Source organism: Marinomonas sp. (genome assembly GCF_965225885.1).
Lineage (GTDB): Bacteria > Pseudomonadota > Gammaproteobacteria > Pseudomonadales > Marinomonadaceae > Marinomonas.
Genome location: NZ_OZ245329.1, coordinates 1,546,824 through 1,566,157, shown reverse-complemented (window position 1 = coordinate 1,566,157; position 19,334 = coordinate 1,546,824). Strand labels below are relative to the sequence as shown.

Annotated in this window: 19 protein-coding genes and 5 tRNA genes; 15 read left to right on the top strand and 9 right to left on the bottom strand. The window is 42.8% G+C overall.

Going from position 1 to position 19,334, the window contains the following annotated elements:
* Positions 1-17: 17 nt before the first annotated feature.
* Positions 18-203, bottom strand: coding sequence for a hypothetical protein (locus ACO05V_RS07410; protein WP_421849069.1), 186 nt, complete (start codon positions 201-203; stop codon positions 18-20).
* Positions 204-294: 91 nt separating this feature from the next.
* Here ACO05V_RS07410 and yaaA point away from each other — a divergent pair, with 91 nt between their 5' ends.
* Complete coding sequence (yaaA, locus tag ACO05V_RS07405; RefSeq protein ID WP_421849066.1) at positions 295-1,077, top strand: peroxide stress protein YaaA; 783 nt, start codon at positions 295-297, stop codon at positions 1,075-1,077.
* A gap of 40 nt (positions 1,078-1,117) precedes the next feature.
* Here the strand turns inward: yaaA and prmC are convergent, their stop codons facing one another.
* Genes prmC through hemA form a run of 3 tightly spaced genes read right to left on the bottom strand, consistent with a single transcriptional unit; the run spans position 1,118 to position 4,355 of the window.
* Positions 1,118-1,966 (bottom strand): peptide chain release factor N(5)-glutamine methyltransferase, encoded by an 849-nt coding sequence (gene prmC / locus ACO05V_RS07400; RefSeq protein WP_421849063.1) that lies wholly within the window; start codon positions 1,964-1,966, stop codon positions 1,118-1,120.
* Positions 1,967-1,994: 28 nt separating this feature from the next.
* Positions 1,995-3,083, bottom strand: a complete 1,089-nt coding sequence (gene prfA / locus ACO05V_RS07395) for a peptide chain release factor 1 (protein WP_421849060.1) — start codon at positions 3,081-3,083, stop codon at positions 1,995-1,997.
* A 3-nt stretch (positions 3,084-3,086) separates the two neighbouring features.
* Entirely contained in the window at positions 3,087-4,355 is a 1,269-nt protein-coding gene (hemA, locus tag ACO05V_RS07390) for a glutamyl-tRNA reductase (RefSeq protein ID WP_421849057.1), read from the bottom strand.
* 222 nt (positions 4,356-4,577) lie between these two features.
* On the opposite strand from hemA, the gene ACO05V_RS07385 reads away from it, so the two are divergent.
* The 13 genes from ACO05V_RS07385 to ACO05V_RS07325 all read left to right on the top strand — a co-directional run bounded on the left by ACO05V_RS07385 (position 4,578) and on the right by ACO05V_RS07325 (position 12,464).
* Positions 4,578-6,365 carry a tetratricopeptide repeat protein gene (locus tag ACO05V_RS07385; protein ID WP_421849054.1) on the top strand — a complete coding sequence of 596 codons (1,788 nt, stop codon included), beginning with the start codon at positions 4,578-4,580 and terminating at the stop codon, positions 6,363-6,365.
* Positions 6,362-6,940 carry a lipoprotein insertase outer membrane protein LolB gene (gene lolB, locus ACO05V_RS07380; protein ID WP_421849051.1) on the top strand — a complete coding sequence of 193 codons (579 nt, stop codon included), beginning with the start codon at positions 6,362-6,364 and terminating at the stop codon, positions 6,938-6,940. The genes ACO05V_RS07385 and lolB overlap by 4 nt, the downstream gene beginning before the upstream one ends.
* Entirely contained in the window at positions 6,925-7,842 is a 918-nt protein-coding gene (gene ispE / locus ACO05V_RS07375; RefSeq protein WP_421849048.1) for a 4-(cytidine 5'-diphospho)-2-C-methyl-D-erythritol kinase, read from the top strand. Before lolB ends, ispE begins: the two co-directional genes overlap by 16 nt.
* 38 nt (positions 7,843-7,880) lie before the next feature.
* Positions 7,881-8,828, top strand: a complete 948-nt coding sequence (locus ACO05V_RS07370; protein ID WP_072842118.1) for a ribose-phosphate diphosphokinase — start codon at positions 7,881-7,883, stop codon at positions 8,826-8,828.
* 69 nt (positions 8,829-8,897) lie between these two features.
* Positions 8,898-9,476 carry a 50S ribosomal protein L25/general stress protein Ctc gene (locus tag ACO05V_RS07365; RefSeq protein WP_421849045.1) on the top strand — a complete coding sequence of 193 codons (579 nt, stop codon included), beginning with the start codon at positions 8,898-8,900 and terminating at the stop codon, positions 9,474-9,476.
* A 21-nt stretch (positions 9,477-9,497) separates the two neighbouring features.
* Positions 9,498-10,082, top strand: coding sequence for an aminoacyl-tRNA hydrolase (pth, locus tag ACO05V_RS07360; RefSeq protein ID WP_421849042.1), 585 nt, complete (start codon positions 9,498-9,500; stop codon positions 10,080-10,082).
* Positions 10,083-10,107: 25 nt separating this feature from the next.
* Complete coding sequence (ychF, locus tag ACO05V_RS07355) at positions 10,108-11,199, top strand: redox-regulated ATPase YchF (protein WP_421849039.1); 1,092 nt, start codon at positions 10,108-10,110, stop codon at positions 11,197-11,199.
* 113 nt (positions 11,200-11,312) lie between these two features.
* A tRNA-Gln gene (locus tag ACO05V_RS07350) sits at positions 11,313-11,387 on the top strand.
* A 10-nt stretch (positions 11,388-11,397) separates the two neighbouring features.
* A tRNA-Met gene (locus ACO05V_RS07345) sits at positions 11,398-11,474 on the top strand.
* Positions 11,475-11,485: 11 nt separating this feature from the next.
* Positions 11,486-11,560: transfer RNA gene (locus ACO05V_RS07340), tRNA-Gln, on the top strand.
* Between the two features lie 31 nt (positions 11,561-11,591).
* Positions 11,592-11,668 (top strand) — tRNA-Met (locus ACO05V_RS07335).
* A 23-nt stretch (positions 11,669-11,691) separates the two neighbouring features.
* Positions 11,692-11,766, top strand: a tRNA-Gln gene (locus ACO05V_RS07330).
* Between the two features lie 116 nt (positions 11,767-11,882).
* Positions 11,883-12,464, top strand: coding sequence for a TIGR04219 family outer membrane beta-barrel protein (locus tag ACO05V_RS07325; RefSeq protein WP_421849036.1), 582 nt, complete (start codon positions 11,883-11,885; stop codon positions 12,462-12,464).
* A gap of 92 nt (positions 12,465-12,556) precedes the next feature.
* Here the strand turns inward: ACO05V_RS07325 and clpB are convergent, their stop codons facing one another.
* The 3 genes from clpB to rluD all read right to left on the bottom strand — a co-directional run bounded on the left by clpB (position 12,557) and on the right by rluD (position 17,052).
* Entirely contained in the window at positions 12,557-15,139 is a 2,583-nt protein-coding gene (gene clpB / locus ACO05V_RS07320; protein WP_421849033.1) for an ATP-dependent chaperone ClpB, read from the bottom strand.
* A 124-nt stretch (positions 15,140-15,263) separates the two neighbouring features.
* On the bottom strand, positions 15,264-16,010 hold the full coding sequence (gene pgeF / locus ACO05V_RS07315) for a peptidoglycan editing factor PgeF (protein ID WP_421849030.1): 747 nt from the start codon (positions 16,008-16,010) through the stop codon (positions 15,264-15,266).
* Positions 16,011-16,068: 58 nt separating this feature from the next.
* Complete coding sequence (gene rluD / locus ACO05V_RS07310) at positions 16,069-17,052, bottom strand: 23S rRNA pseudouridine(1911/1915/1917) synthase RluD (protein WP_421849026.1); 984 nt, start codon at positions 17,050-17,052, stop codon at positions 16,069-16,071.
* A 160-nt stretch (positions 17,053-17,212) separates the two neighbouring features.
* Here rluD and ACO05V_RS07305 point away from each other — a divergent pair, with 160 nt between their 5' ends.
* Positions 17,213-18,055, top strand: a complete 843-nt coding sequence (locus ACO05V_RS07305) for an outer membrane protein assembly factor BamD (protein ID WP_421849023.1) — start codon at positions 17,213-17,215, stop codon at positions 18,053-18,055.
* Between the two features lie 16 nt (positions 18,056-18,071).
* Here the strand turns inward: ACO05V_RS07305 and ACO05V_RS07300 are convergent, their stop codons facing one another.
* Both ACO05V_RS07300 and ACO05V_RS07295 read right to left on the bottom strand, forming a co-directional pair.
* Positions 18,072-18,734: a glutathione S-transferase gene (locus ACO05V_RS07300; RefSeq protein ID WP_421849020.1), complete on the bottom strand. Its 663-nt coding sequence runs from the start codon at positions 18,732-18,734 to the stop codon at positions 18,072-18,074.
* 114 nt (positions 18,735-18,848) lie between these two features.
* Positions 18,849-19,061, bottom strand: coding sequence for a cold-shock protein (locus tag ACO05V_RS07295; protein ID WP_212916310.1), 213 nt, complete (start codon positions 19,059-19,061; stop codon positions 18,849-18,851).
* Positions 19,062-19,334 lie beyond the last annotated feature (273 nt).

Here is a 19,334-nt window from a genome sequence, read left to right as displayed (position 1 = left end):
CATTAGAAGTTATCTAATTATTTTTTTGAGCCACTACAAATTTTATTATTTTCTGGTAACTCAGCAAGCTCAACCACCCAATCAGCACGGGCTTTATCAAAAGCCGCTCGAAGTGCCGCTAATTCATCCTTGGATGCAAGAGAAACTTCTTTTTCGTCATTACTCTGACGAGAAGAAGGGAATGGTATCAGATTATTCTTCATAAATTGTCTCTATTAAAGCATTGTCTGGATATCTATCGACACTCTATGGATAATCTTTAGCAAACGCAATGATCAAGCAGATGGAATCCCTATGAAGTTTTTAATATCCCCAGCGAAAACATTAGACCTAACATCCAAACCGAGCATCGACATGTTTAGTGAGCCTGAGCTATTGGACGAATCTCAACAGCTTATTAATACAATCAAGCCAAGCACACCTGCAGAGATAGCCTCACTAATGAAACTCAGTGACAAGCTCGCTACCTTAAACGTGTCACGCTACCAAGAGTGGCAAAAAGATCACACTAAAGATAACAGCCGTCCAGCTATCTACACTTTTATGGGCGATGTGTACACAGGACTAGACGCTTACTCATTAAGTAAAACCGATATGAAATACGCCCAAAAATCTCTACGTATTTTGAGTGGTCTTTACGGCTTACTAAAACCATTAGATTTGATGCAAGCTTATCGATTAGAAATGGGCACTAGCTTAAAGAACGACAGAGGCACTAATCTCTATCAGTTTTGGGGCGACATCATTGTTGATAAAATTAACGAAACTCTCGAAGAAGGCGAATTACTGGTCAACTTGGCGTCTAACGAGTATTTCAAAGCGGTTAACAAGAAAAAGCTCACTTCGCCATTAATTAGCCCGAATTTCCTCGACGAAAAAAATGGCAAGTTTAAAGTTATTAGCTTTTATGCGAAAAAAGCCCGCGGCTTGATGGCTCGCTACCTCATTGAAAACCGTTGTGAAACGCTAGATGAACTTAAAGCATTTAACCTTGCTGGCTATCACTATGATCCTCAGCAATCAACAAAAGACACTCCTGTGTTTATTCGTCCAGAAAGCGCACAACCGAAAAAATAGCAAGTCATATGGAAGTAAGCACTAACACTAACGCTAGCGCTTACTTCTTTTCTTTATATTGCCCAATAGTTACCCGATCATTGCCACCTAAATCTTGAAAGCTCTCGACGGCCACAAAGCCCGCGTTGATCAGACAGGCTCGAACAAGGGTCGCTTGGTCATAACCGTGCTCGAACATCAAATAAGCATCTGGAGCCATGAAATTAGGCGCTATTTGAACAATATGCTCAATGTCTGCCATACCGTGATTATCCGCCACCAACGCACTTTTCGGTTCAAAACGCACATCGCCCTGTGACAAATGCACATCATCAGGGTCAATATAAGGCGGGTTCGACACAATCAAATCAAATGGCTCGCAGCCTTCCAGCGCATCAAACCAGCTGCTTTGTATAAACGTCACATTACTAAGCTGATTGCGTGCTGCATTACGCTTGGCTAAAGCCACCGCCTCTTCAACTAGATCCACGCCAACAACAGTCGATTTAGGTTGCTCTAACGCCAGAGACAAGGCAATCGCCCCTGTTCCTGTACCAAGATCTAGAATACGGTTTGCCTTGCTTATATCAAGCACAGACAAAGCCACCTCCACCAGCCGCTCAGTGTCAGCTCGAGGAATCAAAGTACAAGGAGCGACCTCCAGATCCAAACTCCAAAACGCTTGCTGCCCCAATAAGTAAGCAATAGGTTGACCAAGTTCACGTCGAGCCAATAAGTCGTTAAATTGCTCAACGTTTGACGAACTGACTAGTTTTTCAGGCCAGGTATAAAAATACGATGTTGACACAGCCAAGACGTGAGCAAGCAATAACTGCGCATCTAACTGCGCAGTATCAGAGACAAAAGTAAGGCGCTCGTAAGCGCCTTTTAATAGTTCATCAATTCGCATATGCGATGATTGCCTTTATTTATTCAGATTAATTGTCGCCACTTAGCGCTGCAAGCTGCTCCGCTTGGAACTCATTCACGAGCGGGTTGATCAAAGAGTCTAATTCACCAGCAACAATTTCATCCAGCTTGTACAAAGTTAGGTTAATACGGTGATCAGTCACTCGGCTTTGTGGATAGTTGTAAGTACGAATACGTTCAGAACGATCGCCACTACCGACTAAAGATTTACGTGCTTCAGATTGTTCACTTGCCGCCTTTTCTTGCTCTGCCGCTTGTAAACGAGAAGCCAATAAAGACATCGCCTTAGCACGGTTTTTATGCTGAGAGCGCTCCTCTTGACACTCGACAACCACACCAGTTGGAATGTGCGTCAAACGAATTGCCGAGTCTGTTTTGTTTACGTGCTGACCACCTGCGCCAGAGGCTCGGAAAGTATCAATACGCAAATCGGATTTGTTAATAATGATGTCATCCAATTCATCCATTTCAGGCATAACCGCGACAGTACAAGCTGACGTATGAATACGACCTTGTGATTCCGTCGCTGGAACACGCTGAACTCGATGAGCACCGGATTCAAATTTCAGTTTAGAGTAAGCACCATCACCAACAATACGAGCAATCACTTCTTTATAACCGCCATGCTCACCATCGCTCGCACTAACGATTTCAACCTTCCAACGCTGCATCTCTGCATAACGAGAATACATACGGAATAAATCGCCAGAGAAAATAGAGGCTTCATCACCACCGGTTCCGGCACGAACTTCTAAAAATACGTTTCGAGAATCATTCGGGTCTTTAGGCAAAAGCAATTTTTGTAATACCAGCTGAAGCTCTTCTTTTTGAGCTTGGCCAGCTTTGTATTCTTCCACCCCCATTTCTTTAATATCTGGGTCCGCATCGGTCATCATCAATTCTGCTTCGGCAATATTTTCATCTATTTGCTGAAACTCATTAAAACACTTAACAACAGGCTCAAGCTCTGCGTACTCTTTGGAATAAGCACGGAACAAATCTTGATCCATAATAACTTCAGCTACGCCTAATAACGCAGCTAACTCATCATAACGATCAGATAAACTTTCTAATTTTAACTTTATGGATTCTTTCATTTTTTAATTATCTTTTTCTTCGTAAATGCCCAATACATTTGAGGCAATGATTAATGCATCTTGATCGGCGTCGGCACCAGCATCACGTAAATAACGCGTTGGAGCATGAATGAGTTTATTCATTAAGCCATGAGCAAGCTTGTTAAGCACTTGCTCAGGAGACTGCCCCATTTCAAGACCTTTTAAAGCTTTTTCCAGTTCTGTGTTTTTGATGGCCTCAGCAGATTGCCTAAAGGTCACTATCAGGTCAGATACCTTTCTCGACTCAACCACGCGTCGGTAAGAATCAACCCCTTCCTCGATCATTTGCTCGGCCGCTTTCGCTGCATCTTGCCTTGCTCTGACATTTTCTTCAATCACTGAATGAAGATCATCGACGGTATAAAGGTAAGCGTCGTTCACTTCATCTACTTCTGGCTCAATATCACGAGGTACAGCAATATCAATTAATAGCATTGGCGAGTGACGACGTTGCGACGTTGCACGCTCTACCATGCCTTTACCGATAATCGGTAATTGGCTAGCAGTAGAAGAAATAACAATGTCGGCTTGTGATAAATAATCGCCAATTTCCCCCAACATGATGGCTTCAGCATTAAGCTCATCCGCTAAAACCTGAGCTCGCGCCAAGGTTCGGTTGGCTACTATGATGCGTTTAATACCATTTTCTTTAAGATGCCGCGCTACCAGCTCAATAGTTTGTCCAGCGCCAATTAATAACGCCGTACTGTTTCTGATATCGGCGAAAATACGTTGTGCCAGACTCACTGCAGCAAACGCAATAGAAACCGGGTTTTCACCAATGGCAGTATCCGTACGTACACGCTTAGCGACAGAAAAAGTACGCTGAAATAAAGACTCTAGTTCCGGACCAATACAAGAACCTTCTTGCGAAACCGCATAAGCAGATTTTACCTGCCCAAGAATCTGAGGCTCACCGAGAATCAAAGAATCTAAGCCTGACGCCACACGCATAACATGGCGAACACTCTCGTCATCAGCGTGCGTATAGCAATATTGCTGCAATTCAGGCAAAGCAATACCGTGATATTTTCCAAGCCAAGCAATTACCTCATCTACCTTGCTAAAATCCTCAACAGAACAATAGAGCTCAGTGCGATTACAGGTCGAAACTATCACTGCTTCATTGGCTTTATTCTCCGATATCAGAGAAGACAAGGCATCGATCATCTTTTCAGGCGCAAAGGCCACGCGCTCACGTATCGAGACCGGCGCAGTTTTGTGATTTACACCTACAGTAATTAGCGGCATTCAGGACTCTTCTCAAAGATCGAGATCTTAAGGTAATGACAGAAGCAAGCATTGCTCCAACATGACTCTTTACATAAAGAAGACACATTATACGAGAAATTCGCTTTTTTTCGCACCCCAAATGATCAATAAAAGTAATAGGATTAATTTATAGTTATAACTGACATAACGAGCCGCTAGCGATACCATAAGGGTTATATGAATTTTGCATCGAGAAATAACATGCATGCTATTTTAGGCTCTATTAACAATAAAGATTATCCAAAGCCCATTACAAAAGGGGCTTGGTTGCTTTTCATCCTTCTAAGCCTGCCCCTATTGAACGCGTGTAGCCAAAATACGCCTCAACAAAATATTTTACCATCAAGTGAAGAGACGCCTAACACGGATACTTTTGTCAGTGAGAGCAAAATTGAAGAATTGCTCAATGCCGAATTCATCTTACAAAGAGAAGGCCCAAACAAAGCTTTTGAACCTTTTTATGAATTAGCCAGCCAATCCGGCGATATCACATTAATCGAACGACTGACACACATTGCTGTGGTTTCTCAGAATTATCTTTACATAGAAAGAAGTGCAAATTTATGGCTTTCTGCTGACCCGACATCAGAAGCTGCCTATTCGTTAAAATTACAGGTTCTTATCAAAGATAACCGCGCAGAAGAAGTCACCACATTACTCACTAATGCAATAAGACATAAAGTTTCGCTGCGGTTCCTGCCACTTTATCTTGAAGATAATGTCCGTGATAATGACCAAGTTAACACCATTGAAGTGGCAATATCTGCGCTGTCGCCTGAATTAAAAAATAACCAATATATACAAGTAAGCTATGCGCATCTTTTATTACTTTCAGGTAAGTACCAGCTCGCAATTGACACGTCAGAGCAGCTGCTAAAAAAAACCAATGCAGACAAAAGTGAAACGCTTTATCTCATTTTAGCCTTTAGCCAAAAAAACCTTGGCCGACTAGACGATGCGATCAAAACGTTATACACAGCATTGAAACACTTCCCAAGCAAAACAAGAGTGCTCACACCTTTAATCGACTTCCTTGTGGAAAATGGACAATCACAAGTTGCGACCGAAACTTATCAAAAAGCAGATTTAGAAACGGCAGAAAAACTACAAGTCGGCATTAACCTGATGCGAACTTTATTGGAGCACAATCAGCCAGGATTAACACTATCGACAGCTGACAGCCTTCCTGAAAAGCAACTCGGTCTATCGAATCAGATTCAATATTTAACGGCTATTGCTCTGGCTCAATTAGACAAAAAAGCACAAGCCATAGAATTGATGAAAAAAGTAGACGGTAATTTACGCACGAATGCAACTAACCAACTGGCGCTGTGGTTTTATGATGAAGGCAAGGAAAATGACATCAATAACATGGTCCTCAACAGAACACCGCGAGAAAATATGCCAGAGCAAGTTGATACTATTAGTCGCCTTCATGAAGAAAAAGGTCACACTGATCTATCATTCGAGCTAGTCAGCGATGCCCTTATCGCACTGCCTGAATCTGACGCCTTGCGTTATCACAAAGCGCTACTCGCTGACACGCTTGGTAACTGGGAGATCACCGAGAAAGAATTAAAGTTCTTACTACAAAAAGACCCAGACAACCCGCAGTACCTAAATGCCCTCGGTTATACGCTACTCTCTCAGACCAAGCGCATAGATGAGGCAATGAAGTACATTGAGTCAGCTTATGAAAAAGTAGACAGCGATCCAGCCATTATTGATAGCTTAGGCTGGGGATTTTTTCTAAAGGGAGAGTTTGAACAGTCTTCTTATTACTTAAAAAAGGCTTGGTCAATTTTGCCAGACGCTGAAATCGCAGCTCACTACGGCGAATCACTATGGAAACAACGCCATTACAAAGAAGCGATAGCCGTATGGGAAGCGGCTTTAAAGACATCACCCGATACACCTCTTTTACTCGACACTATTAAACGACTGTCACCGTCGTTACTTGAAGAACGAAAACAGGATAAACCATCATGACTTATCGCACACTCTGTATTCTTGCTTTTACCGCACTTATTAGCGCCTGTAGCACAAGGCCAACAGGCCCCATAACACCGCCTCCAGAAAGCGTTAGTGCCATTTCAAAATGGGAAACATCTGGCAGAGTCGGTATACGAACCCAAAATGACGCTGTTTCTGGTAATTTCAATTGGCAAAAAGATGCAAAAACTTTTGACCTCAGTATTGTTGGTCCTTTCGGGCAAGGCGCCACTAACCTAAACCAAGCAACTGATGGCAAAGTCACTTTATCCTATGAGGATAAAGTCATCACTGGCAATGATCCTGCAACCTTATTACAACAAGAATTAGGCTGGGAATTCCCAGTCAAACAAGTTACTTACTGGATAAGAGGACTCGCCTCTCCAGACTCAGCCGCTAGAGTAAGCAAAAATCCAGACAGCCAATTACCAAATAAAATAGAACAGGATGGCTGGCTTATTATCTACAGCAACTTTACTAAGATTGATGGTTTGTCGTTACCGCAAAAAATGCAGGTGTCGAACCCGCCATTTAGAGTGAATTTAATTATTAACCAATGGACTATTCAGTAACTAAGATGCAATTACCTTCTCCTGCAAAATTAAATTTATTTTTACACATTACGGGTCGACGGGAAGACGGCTACCATGAATTACAAACACTGTTTCAATTTATTGACTTATGTGACACGCTTGATTTTTCACTAACTCGCAATGACCAAGTCACAATCTCACCCATCATTGAAGAGCTTCCTACCGAAGATAACCTCATATATAAAGCGGCAAAACTGCTTACGCCCTTCAAGAAAGACGCCACTTTCGGCATAGATATAACCTTAACAAAACAATTACCTATGGGTGGCGGCATTGGCGGCGGTAGCTCAAACGCAGCAACCACTTTATTAGCTCTAAACGTATTATGGGAATGCCATCTTTCTTTAGAAAAACTGGCCGAATTAGGTGTGCAATTAGGTGCTGATATTCCTGTTTTTGTGATGGGCTTTGCGGCCTTTGCAGAAGGTGTAGGAGAAAAGCTGCAAAAAGTCGAGTTAGATACCCCGTATTTTTTGCTCATAAAGCCCAATTGTCATGTTTCAACTGGTCAAATTTTTACCGATAAATATTTGACAAGAGACACCCCTCCCATCAGAATATCGCACGCCTTGAAGCTGGGTGGGCATAATGATTGCTTAGACGTGGTAAAAAAGCACAATCCTGAGGTCAATGAAGCATATTTATGGTTGAAAAATCATGGCGACGCAAAACTTACAGGAACTGGCGCTTGTCTCTTTTTAGCATTCGATAATTTGCACGACGCTGAGCGAGTAAGATCGTTTACACCGAAAAAATGGCAGAGTTGGGTTTGCCGTGGCTGTAACACTTCTCCAACACACGCTGCGCTAAACCAGTGGATTGAGCAAAATAGAGGTGTGCCACATAGACAACACTACCTCAGCCAGTCTTTTCTTGGCTAATAAATAGTCATCGCTACAAAATACAAAAGGTATACACAGTGTCCAAGTTGATGGTTTTTACCGGTAATGCAAACCCTGAACTCGCTCGCAGGGTGGTTCGTCGCCTAGGGCTACCTATCGGAAATGCAACCGTAGGTAAATTTAGCGACGGTGAAATTACGGTCGAGATCAATGAAAATGTTCGCGGTAAAGACGTTTTCATTATCCAATCTACCTGTGCACCTAGTAATGATAATTTAATGGAACTTATCGTCATGGCCGACGCATTACGTCGCGCCTCGGCTACTCGCGTAACAGCAGTTATCCCTTACTTTGGATACGCTCGTCAGGATCGACGCGTACGCTCTGCACGTGTTCCAATTACAGCAAAAGTTGTTGCCGATATGATTTCCGCAGTAGGCATCAATCGCGTATTAACGGTTGATCTTCATGCAGACCAAATCCAAGGATTTTTTGACATCCCTGTTGATAACGTCTACGCCACCCCATTGTTGCTTGACGATTTACAACGCCAAGGCCATGAAAACATCACGGTTGTTTCTCCTGATGTTGGTGGTGTTGTTCGAGCTCGTGCTTTTGCAAAATTACTAGATGATGCGGACTTAGCCATCATAGATAAGCGTCGCCCTCGTGCTAACGAAGCACAGATCATGCACTTGATCGGTGATGTCGCAGGCAAAACGTGCGTTCTAGTGGACGACATGTGTGATACCGGCGGCACATTGTGCGCAGCGGCAAAAGCTCTAAAAGAACACGGTGCGGCAAAAGTACTTGCTTACTGTACTCACCCTGTACTGTCTGGCAAAGCCATTGAAAACATTAAAAATTCCGTGCTTGATGAGTTGGTCGTGACTGATACCATCCCATTAACACAAGAGGCGCTTAATTGCCCTCAAATACGCCAATTGTCAATGTCTGACATTATGGCGGAGGCTGTTCGTCGTGTATGCAACGAAGAGTCTATCAGTGCCATGTTTGGGGCCTAAGCCAAACACTAACGCTCGGAACGGGTCGCATTTCTGGGCACAAACTTTATTAATTATTAGGAAAATACCATGTCATTATCTATTAATGCCGTAGCACGTACTCAAGAAGGTAAAGGTGCGAGCCGCCGCCTTCGTAACGAAGGCCTAGTGCCAGCTGTTATTTATGGCGGTGAAACTGCTCCAGTATCTATCTCTTTCAAAGACAACGAGCTACTTAAAGCTGTTGCTACTCCTGGCTTTTTAACTGGCCTAGTTGAAGTAACTGTTGAAGGCAAAACTGAACAAGTTCTTGTTAAAGCTCTACAACGCCACCCATCAACTGGCGCTGTAATGCACATGGATCTTCAGCGCGCTCAAGCGGATAAAGTGATCACTACTCGTGTTCCTTTAACTTTCATCAACGCTGCACAAAGTGATGGTGTTAGCAAACAAGGTGGTCGTTTGACTGTTGAGTCTAAATTGGCTGAAGTTCGTTGTTTACCTGCGAACCTTCCAGAAGTATTGACAGTAGATGTAATCAAAGGCCAACTTGATCAAATCTTCCACTTGTCTGATGTTATCCTTCCTGAAGGCGTAGAGCTTGTGTCTTTGCTTAAAGGCGAAGATCACGACCAACCTATCGCTCGTATCGGTAAGTCTAAACGTTAAGATCTCATTGAAGGCAGTATTGTGGCAGGTTTCAGATTATTAGTAGGCTTGGGAAATCCAGGCAGCGAATACGAGAACACTCGCCACAATGCAGGCGCTCAGTGGATTGAGGCATTGGCTCGTCAGAGCCAATGCCTTCTTCGTTCTGAGAAAAAGTTTTTTGGCCAATTTGGCAAAGTTTATATAGCTGGTGAAGAGTGTTATCTCCTTATTCCCACCACCTATATGAATTTAAGCGGTAAAGCGGTTCAGGCCGTCTGCCAGTTTTATAAAATCCCTCCTGAAGAAATCCTTGTCATTTACGATGAACTAGATATTCCCCCAGGTACCGTCAAATTAAAACAAGGCGGTGGGCATGGTGGTCACAACGGATTAAAAGACATTATTTCAAAGCTGGCGAACAGTCGAGAATTTGGTCGTCTCAGAATTGGTATTGGACATCCTGGACATGCAAGCCAAGTAGCCAATTACGTTCTGAAAAAAGCAGCTCCAGATGATTACACAAAAATAGAACAAACAATCGACGAATCATTACGCTATGTGGATGACATTGTTCGCGGCAATCTGAATGCCGTGATGAATCAACTGCACAGCTTCAAAGCATAATCACTTAATTATTAGGAATCTCACTATGGGTTTTAATTGCGGCATCGTTGGGCTACCTAACGTTGGTAAATCTACTCTATTTAATGCATTAACCAAAGCAGGCATTGGCGCTGAAAACTTTCCGTTCTGCACCATTGAGCCGAATGCTGGCGTTGTTGCCATGCCAGACCCTCGCCTAGACGCACTAGCTGAAATTGTAAAACCTGAGCGCGTTCTCGCGACCACAATGGAATTTGTTGATATTGCAGGCCTTGTAGAAGGCGCGTCAAAAGGTGAGGGCCTTGGTAACAAGTTCCTAGCTAACATTCGTGAAACGGATGCCATTGCTCACGTTGTTCGTTGTTTTGAAGACGACAATGTTATTCACGTTTCAAACCACGTGAATCCGAAACTAGACATTGAAGTGATTAACCTTGAGCTAATCTTTGCTGATATTGAATCAATCGACAAACAAATCTTCCGCACAGCCAAAAACGCTAAAAGCGGCAATAAAGAAGCCATTGCTCATAAAGCATTTCTAGAAAACATCAAAGAGCACTTAGAAAACGGTTTGCCAGTTCGCTCGATGGAAATGTCTGACGAACAGAAGAAAGAAGTTCGTTCATTGCACCTCTTGACGACAAAACCAACCATGTACATTGCCAACGTTGCTGAAGATGGTTTTGAAAACAACCCACATCTTGACCAAGTACGTGCAATCGCAGAAGCAGAAGGCGCAATGGTCGTTCCAATTTGTAATCAGCTCGAAGCAGAGATTTCCGAGCTGGATACGGAAGAGATGCAGGAATTTCTTGATGAAATGGGCATGGAAGAACCAGGTTTGGATCGAGTGATCCGTGCCGGCTATGAGTTACTAGGCCTTCAGACCTACTTCACAGCAGGCGTAAAGGAAGTGCGTGCATGGACAGTCAAACAAGGCGCAACAGGCCCACAGGCTGCTGGTGTGATCCACACGGACTTTGAAAAAGGCTTTATCCGCGCAGAAGTCATCAGTTATAACGATTTCATCCAATATAAGGGTGAAAGTGGCGCTAAAGAAGCCGGGAAATGGCGTCTTGAAGGAAAAGATTACATCGTAAAAGACGGCGATGTAATGCATTTCCGCTTTAATGTTTAATAGATAATAAAACATTTTAAGAAAACACTTGACCCATTAACAGGTTATATGAATAATATCGCGCCACAGAGGCAGTAGATCGATTTATATAAACTGTTTTTGTGTCAGTCTGTTGGGGTATAGCCAAGCGGTAAGGCAACGGGTTTTGATCCCGTCATGCGTAGGTTCGAATCCTTCTACCCCAGCCAACAGACGAATGGCTATGTAGCTCAGTTGGTTAGAGCACATCACTCATAATGATGGGGTCACTAGTTCGAATCTAGTCATAGCCACCACAATTCGATATTGGGGTATAGCCAAGCGGTAAGGCAACGGGTTTTGATCCCGTCATGCGTAGGTTCGAATCCTTCTACCCCAGCCATCGACACATTTTTAGTAATAATTACTGTTAAGGCTATGTAGCTCAGTTGGTTAGAGCACATCACTCATAATGATGGGGTCACTAGTTCGAATCTAGTCATAGCCACCAGTTAAAAAAAGAAAATCCTTTATTGGGGTATAGCCAAGCGGTAAGGCAACGGGTTTTGATCCCGTCATGCGTAGGTTCGAATCCTTCTACCCCAGCCATCTATTGTAAATAACCGCCAGCAATCTCCATCTATTATCCTTATTTCATTGGTTTTTCGTTCTCTTCGACCTATAATTAGCGCAAATTTATCTTACTTGATACATGGGTGCATATTATGAAATCAGCTCTTTTACTATCTACTGCTTTATTGGCCAGTGCAGCTCATGCTGACATACTTGGCTTAACCGCTGAAGCCGGGACTTACGCATCAAACAGTGGAGAAAACAACCTAGATTTAAACTCTTACTTTGGTATTGCAATTGAGCACCCAATTCCTCTTATCCCAAATATCCGCCTACAACATCAGTCGATGGAAGACAAATTTAATAACGATCTATCCTTTAACGATTACACGCTCTATTATGAATTACTGGACGGACTTACATTATTAAATCTAGACGTTGGCGCAACGTTTAGAAAAATTGATAACAACAACTCATCTATCAACGGCACTTATCCATTATTGTATGTTTCTGCTTTTTTAGATATTCCAGGCACTGTTTTCTCCGTTGGTGGTGAGCTTAAATCTGGTGGCGGCAGTGACGCAGACATTACTGATACAACATTTAAAGTAAAATTCCAGCCGCTAGTCTTTGCTGGATTGGAATTAGGATACAGAACAGTAAAAGAAGACTTTAAATCTAAAGGTAAGATTGAGCCAAAAGGTGTATTCATTGGCGCATTCGTAGATTTCTAAGCACCAGTTATTGCTAATAAAAAGCCCGCTGAGCGTTTACTCGGCGGGCTTTTTTATATCAATGGCAATCTATTAATGTAGTGAAGCTATTATTAATTGGCCTTTGCAAAACCAATCACACCATCAGACACATCAGCAACAATGTGATCACCAACAACAAACTTTCCTGATAACAGTTCATTCGCCAATGGGTTTTCGATCAACTTCTGGATAGCTCGCTTCAATGGACGAGCACCGTAAACAGGATCATAGCCAATTTCGGCCAACTGATCTGCAGCCGCTTCTGTCAACGCTAACGTCATTCCTAGCTCTTTCAATCGATCATTCAAATGCGCTAGCTGGATAGTAGCAATACCTTTGATCTGGGATCTCATTAACGGATGGAACACAACCGTCTCATCGATACGGTTAATAAACTCAGGACGAAAATGCATACCAACCACTTCCATCACCTTAGCTTTTATTTCCTCATACTGATCAGCAGCTTGATATTCTTGAATCAAATCAGAGCCTAAGTTAGAAGTCATAACAATCACGGTATTTCTAAAATCTACTGTGCGACCTTGCCCATCAGTTAATCGGCCATCATCTAATACTTGTAGAAGAATATTAAACACATCAGGATGCGCTTTTTCAACTTCATCAAGCAGCAACACTGAATATGGTCGACGGCGTACTGCCTCAGTCAGATAACCACCTTCTTCATAACCAACATAACCTGGAGGCGCGCCAATCAAACGAGCCACTGAATGTTTTTCCATAAACTCAGACATGTCGATTCGAACCATGGCCTGCTCAGTATCAAAAAGGAACCGCGCTAGAGACTTACATAACTCCGTCTTCCCCACACCTGTGGGGCCCAAGAAGAGAAAAGAGCCATTAGGCCTATTCGGATCAGCCAAACCAGAACGAGAGCGACGAACCGCGTTAGAGACAGCCAGAACAGCTTCGTCTTGCCCCATCACTGACTCATGCAACGCATCTTCCATACGCAACAATTTATCTCGCTCACCTTCAAGCATTTTATCTACCGGAATGCCTGTCCATCGCGAAACCACTGTCGCAATTTCTTCTTCCGTCACACGTCTTTTTAACAATCGAGTTTCTGTGGTTTCTTCGGCTTTACTGGCTTTTTCAATCTCAGCCTCTAGCATCGGAATCACGCCATACTGAAGCTCTGACATTTTCGCCAAATTTCCGCTACGACGAGCTTCTTCCATCTCATGACGGACAGACTCAAGTTCTTCTTTAAGTTTTTGAGCACCTTGAACCGCCGCTTTTTCGGCATTCCAGATTTCTTCTAAATCAGAAAACTGCTTCTGTAAACCATCAATTTCGACATCTAACTCAGCTAAGCGCAACTTAGACGCTTTATCTTTTTCTTTCTTTAACGCTTCTTTTTCGATCTTCAATTGAATCAAACGGCGCTCTAAGCGATCCATATCTTCTGGCTTAGAATCCATCTCCATGCGAATACGACTACCCGCTTCATCAATTAAATCAATTGCCTTATCCGGTAATTGACGATCTGTTATGTAGCGCTGAGAAAGTTTCGCGGCGGCAATAATGGCAGCATCGGTAATATCAATCCCATGATGGACTTCATAGCGCTCTTTTAAACCACGTAGAATAGCAATGGAGTCCAACACACTTGGCTCTTCCACCAACACTTTTTGGAACCGTCTTTCCAACGCCGCGTCTTTTTCAATAAACTGGCGATATTCATTCAGTGTGGTTGCACCAACACAATGTAATTCACCACGAGCAAGCGCCGGCTTAAGCATGTTACCAGCATCCATTGAGCCTTCTGATTTACCAGCACCGACCATGGTATGGATTTCATCGATAAATAAAATCACTTGGCCTTCTTGCTTAGCTAATTCGTTAAGCAAAGCTTTTAGACGCTCTTCAAACTCACCCCGATATTTAGCGCCTGCGATCAAAGCGGCCATATCAAGAGATAAAACACGCTTATTTTTCAAACCCTCAGGGACTTCGCCATTGATAATTCGCTGCGCTAAACCTTCCACTATGGCGGTCTTACCCACGCCCGGCTCACCAATCAAAACCGGGTTGTTTTTACGACGACGCTGCAAAACCTGTATAGTCCGACGAATTTCATCGTCTCGACCAATCACAGGGTCCAGTTTACCTTCCGCCGCTCTTGCTGTTAAATCGACAGTATATTTGTCTAACGCCTGACGATTTTCTTCTGCATCAGGATCATTAACCGAATCCCCACCACGAATACTGTCAATAACAACAGCGATATCGGCTTTCGTCACACCAGTTGCTTTTAAACTTTTTGCAAGGTCATCTTTGCCATCAAACATCGCCATCAACACTAGCTCGGAGGAGATGTATTGATCTTTACGCTTCTGCGCTTCTTTGTCCGCTAAATTGAGTAATCGCCCCAACTCTGGAGACATCTGCACATTGCCGTCATGGCCATTCACTTTTGGAAGACGAGTTAGTAGCTCATTTAAACTTTCACGAAATTTAGCGACAGGAATGCCTGCCTGCTGAAGGATTGGACGAGTACTTCCGCCCTGCTGATCTAACAGAGCCATCATTAAGTGAAGTGGTTCGATATAAGAGTGATCTTGCCCAAGTGCAACGGATTGAGCATCGGAAAGTGCTAGCTGCAATTTACTGGTTAAACGATCTATACGCATGATCTGACATCCTTTGTAAAATAAGATGGAATATTTCAATTAAAAGCTTAATAGCTCTTAAAAATGACTTTTCAAGCTCACTAGTGTCATTTTTTTGACACCCATCAATAAAACAGAGGATTATTTACTCAGCAATCCAAATAACAGAGGCCATTCGCCCTGTTTTACCATCCCGCCGATAAGAATAAAAACGCGCCTCCTCGGTAAACGTGCAATAGTCGCCACCGCATATTTGCGTAACGCCTGCGGTCACTAAACGCTGTTTAGCTAATAAATACAAATCACCTAACCACTTCCCCGCTTTTCGTGCTGGCTTAAAAGCCGCCTCGGCATCTGGAGTGATAGATATAAACGCCTCTCGCACCTCGCCCCCCACTTCAAAAGCGTCGGGGCCAATAGCAGGACCTAGCCAGACCATAACACTGTCTTTTTCATCAAATTGCGCCAGAGTAGATTCCAAGACGCCAGCACAAAGCCCACGCCAACCAGCATGAGCCACTGCCACCTGAGTTCCAGTTTGATTACAAAAAAACACTGGCAGACAATCCGCCGTCAGCACAGCACAAACCTGATTAACAGAGCAGGATGACGCAGCATCAGCACTTTCTGGTAATGAGTTAGAAGGTAAATTAACCACATCCGTACCGTGCACTTGGTTTAGCCAAGTCGTGGAATCTGGCATATCAATATAAGAAGCAAATAATTGCCGGTTCTTCATAACCGCCGCTGGATCATCTTGCACATGAAGACCCAAGTTCAACCCATCAAAAGGTACGCGACTAACACCGCCAATTCGAGTAGAAACATAAGCGCGAACAGATGAAGGCGCAGGCCAATTAGGACAAATATAAGAAGAGGTGTTAGAAGACATAACTATCTCCAAAAAAATAAAAAAAGGCAGCCGAAGCTGCCCCTACAACACGACCAAATTAGAAATACTCAGAGTCATTACTACCAGACTCTACTGTATCCTTTTTAAGGGCATCTAATAATTTCTTCATGTCATCTGGTAAATCAATTTCCCACTGCATCCATTCGCCAGTAATCGGATGAGACAATTCCAATTTTTTTGCATGCAAGGCTTGGCGACGGAAATGACGTAGCTCATCCTGCAACTCAGGAGAGCAAGCCTTTGGCATCTTCAAACGACCGCCATATTGCGGATCGCCCACCAATGGATATTGAATAAACGCCATATGAACACGAATTTGATGCGTGCGCCCTGTCTCGAGCTTTAAACGGATATGCGTGTGGTTTTTAAAACGTTCTACCAAACGATAATGTGTTACCGCGTCTTTGCCATTAACAGGCTCTACCGCTTGCTTTTGACGATTATGAGGATGACGACCAATTGGCTCATCAACAACCCCGCCGCCAGTCATTACACCAATAGAAATGGCTTCGTATTCACGTCCCATACTACGTTCTTGTAGCTGAGTCACAAGGTCTGTTTGCGCCGCCAATGTCTTGGCCACCACCATCAAGCCTGTGGTTTCTTTATCAAGACGATGCACAATACCAGCACGCGGGAGATGAGCCGTTTCTGGTGCGTGATGAAGAATCGCGTTCATCAAGGTACCATCACGGTTGCCAACAGCAGGATGAACAACCAAACCCGCAGGCTTGTTAACAATCATGATGTCATCATCTTCATAAACAACATCAAGATCCATTTCTTGAGCTTCGTGCTCTTCTTGTGCCTCGATAACGATGTCCAATGTCACCACTTCACCACCAAATAATTTCTCTTTTGGCTTAGTGATTTTACCATCGACCTTCAAGACACCTTCTTTGATCCAGCTTTGGATCCGTGAACGAGAATAGTCGCTAAACAGTTCTGTTGCGATCTGATCGAAACGGTTGCCACCTAAATCGAAGGGAACTTGGGCTTCTTTTACTATGCGCTCTGCCATACAATGTACTTTAGTCTGTTGTTTTCAGCTCAATAAATTTATCATTGGGCCTGAATGTGAAAAAACGTGTAGCGCCTTGCACTTCATCATCTTTCGCAATATAACGCTACAAAATGCCGATTGAGGCTTATCTACTACCATATCAAGGTTTTGATTATACATGGGATTTCATCACTCGTTGCTCCGATTCTCTGGAATAGTAAGTTTTTCTTTATTCATTGTTGCCTGTTCAAGCAAGCAGGTACAAGAACCAGACCTACCTGAACGCGTCTATTACGACAAAGCTCAGCAAGCGCTGGAAGAAAACCTCCCTACTACCGCCATAAAACATCTAAAAGATTTAGATTCTCGTTATCCATTTGGTGAATTCAGCACCCGCGCGGAATTAGACTTAATTTACGCACAAATGGAAGCAAGTGACTTCATCGCTGCTCATGCATCAGCTGAACGATTTATCAAAAATCACCCAGAGCATGACTCGGTTGATTACGCCTATTATATGCGCGCTATGTCTACTTACAAAGGCGCAGAAAGTTTAATGTCTCGCTATTTAAACTTAGACCCAAGCGAAAGAGACTCAAAAGAGTTAAACAAAGCCTTCAAAGAGTTCGCCGATTTCACTGCGCGCTATCCAGACAGTACTTATGCGCCCGACGCAAAAGCACGTATGTATTATTTGCGTGAAATGGTGGCGCGTCATGAATTACAAGTTGCGCACTATTACCTGAAAAGGAAAGCACCGCTTTCTGCACTGCGCCGCAGCCAAGAAGTTATTCAACACTATCCAAGCACACGCTCTGTAGAGGAAGCATTGGCGATTAGTGTTCAGTCATATAACGATCTGAAACAAACAGATTTGGCACAAACCAATCTTGCCGTGTTAAAACAAAATTTTCCAAATTCATCCTATGTAGACAATAAAGGTAACTTTATAGCGTTGAAGCTACCAAACGACGCTGATCCAGGTTTTTTATACTGGGTTACATTTGGAATGATTGATTAATAAAAATTAAAGCCGCTTAGTGAGCAGGAAAGAGTATATCCTCTTGCCCTGCTTCCCAAGCGGCATACTTAACCATCACCACAGATTTGAACATCTCTGAATTAACAAATTCTGCCAGCCAACGCTTAACATTATTGTATTGTGATAACTCAAACCAACCTTGGTTAACTCCTGAAAATTGGCGAATAAATGGAAATACAGCAATATCCGCTACACTCATGCTTTCTCCCAATAAAAACTCATTTCTGCTTAAACGCTTATCTAATCGGCGTAAAAAAACTTCGCCTTTATCACGATAATAGCTTTCGCTCGATTCAGGATATCGATCTGCATATTTATAACGATCTAACCAATGTTTAAAAAATTTATCGTTATACGCTATCCATGCCTTCATCTTATTTTGCTGATTACCTTTCAATGGCCATAATTGATTCACTAGATCGCTATCACCCGACTTAGAGAGCGCCCAAATAATAATATCCAAACTCTCAGGGTATCTAATCCCATCTACATCAACAAGTTGTGGCACACTTGATCGCCCGCCTAACTCCAGCAAGGCAGCTGGCTTAGACTTTAAAACCACTTCTCGTAACTGCACAGATACTCCTAAGAAAGCAATGACATAGCGAGCTCTCATCGCATAAGGGCAACGCCTGAACGAATACAAAACCGGCAACAAAACAATCTCCTGTATTTAATAAATTACGGACATAAAAAAACCATGCGCACAATAAACCTCTTACATAATATAAGGTGTTAAAACGCATGGTTTTTTACTAGATCAAAAGCTCAATTATACTGGAGTGACATTCTCAGCTTGTGGGCCTTTTTGACCTTGAGTCACTTCAAACGTTACTTTCTGACCTTCTTGTAGCGTACGACGACCATTACCATTAATAGAACGAAAATGCACAAAAACATCAGGACCGCCTTCACGCTCAATGAAACCAAATCCTTTTTCGTCATTAAACCACTTCACAATACCTGATACTAACTGACCTGACATAACAACCTCATTATTTATGTTGCTCTTAAATGAGCAATCTCTTAACTACGCGAAAAGCAATTAAACCTTAAGCGACTTTTAAATGTTAAGTGTTTTAAGTTGCAAATGCGCTTAAAACATACATTAACTCATCGATAATATGTCGTTAAAAACAAAATAGAAAGCAGATGAAAAACAAGTATTGTTAAAAAAAGTAATAACACTGAGACCAGATAAAAAGATCACACTTATAGGAAGCACCTCTCAAATTAAAGCACCATCGCACTACTAAAG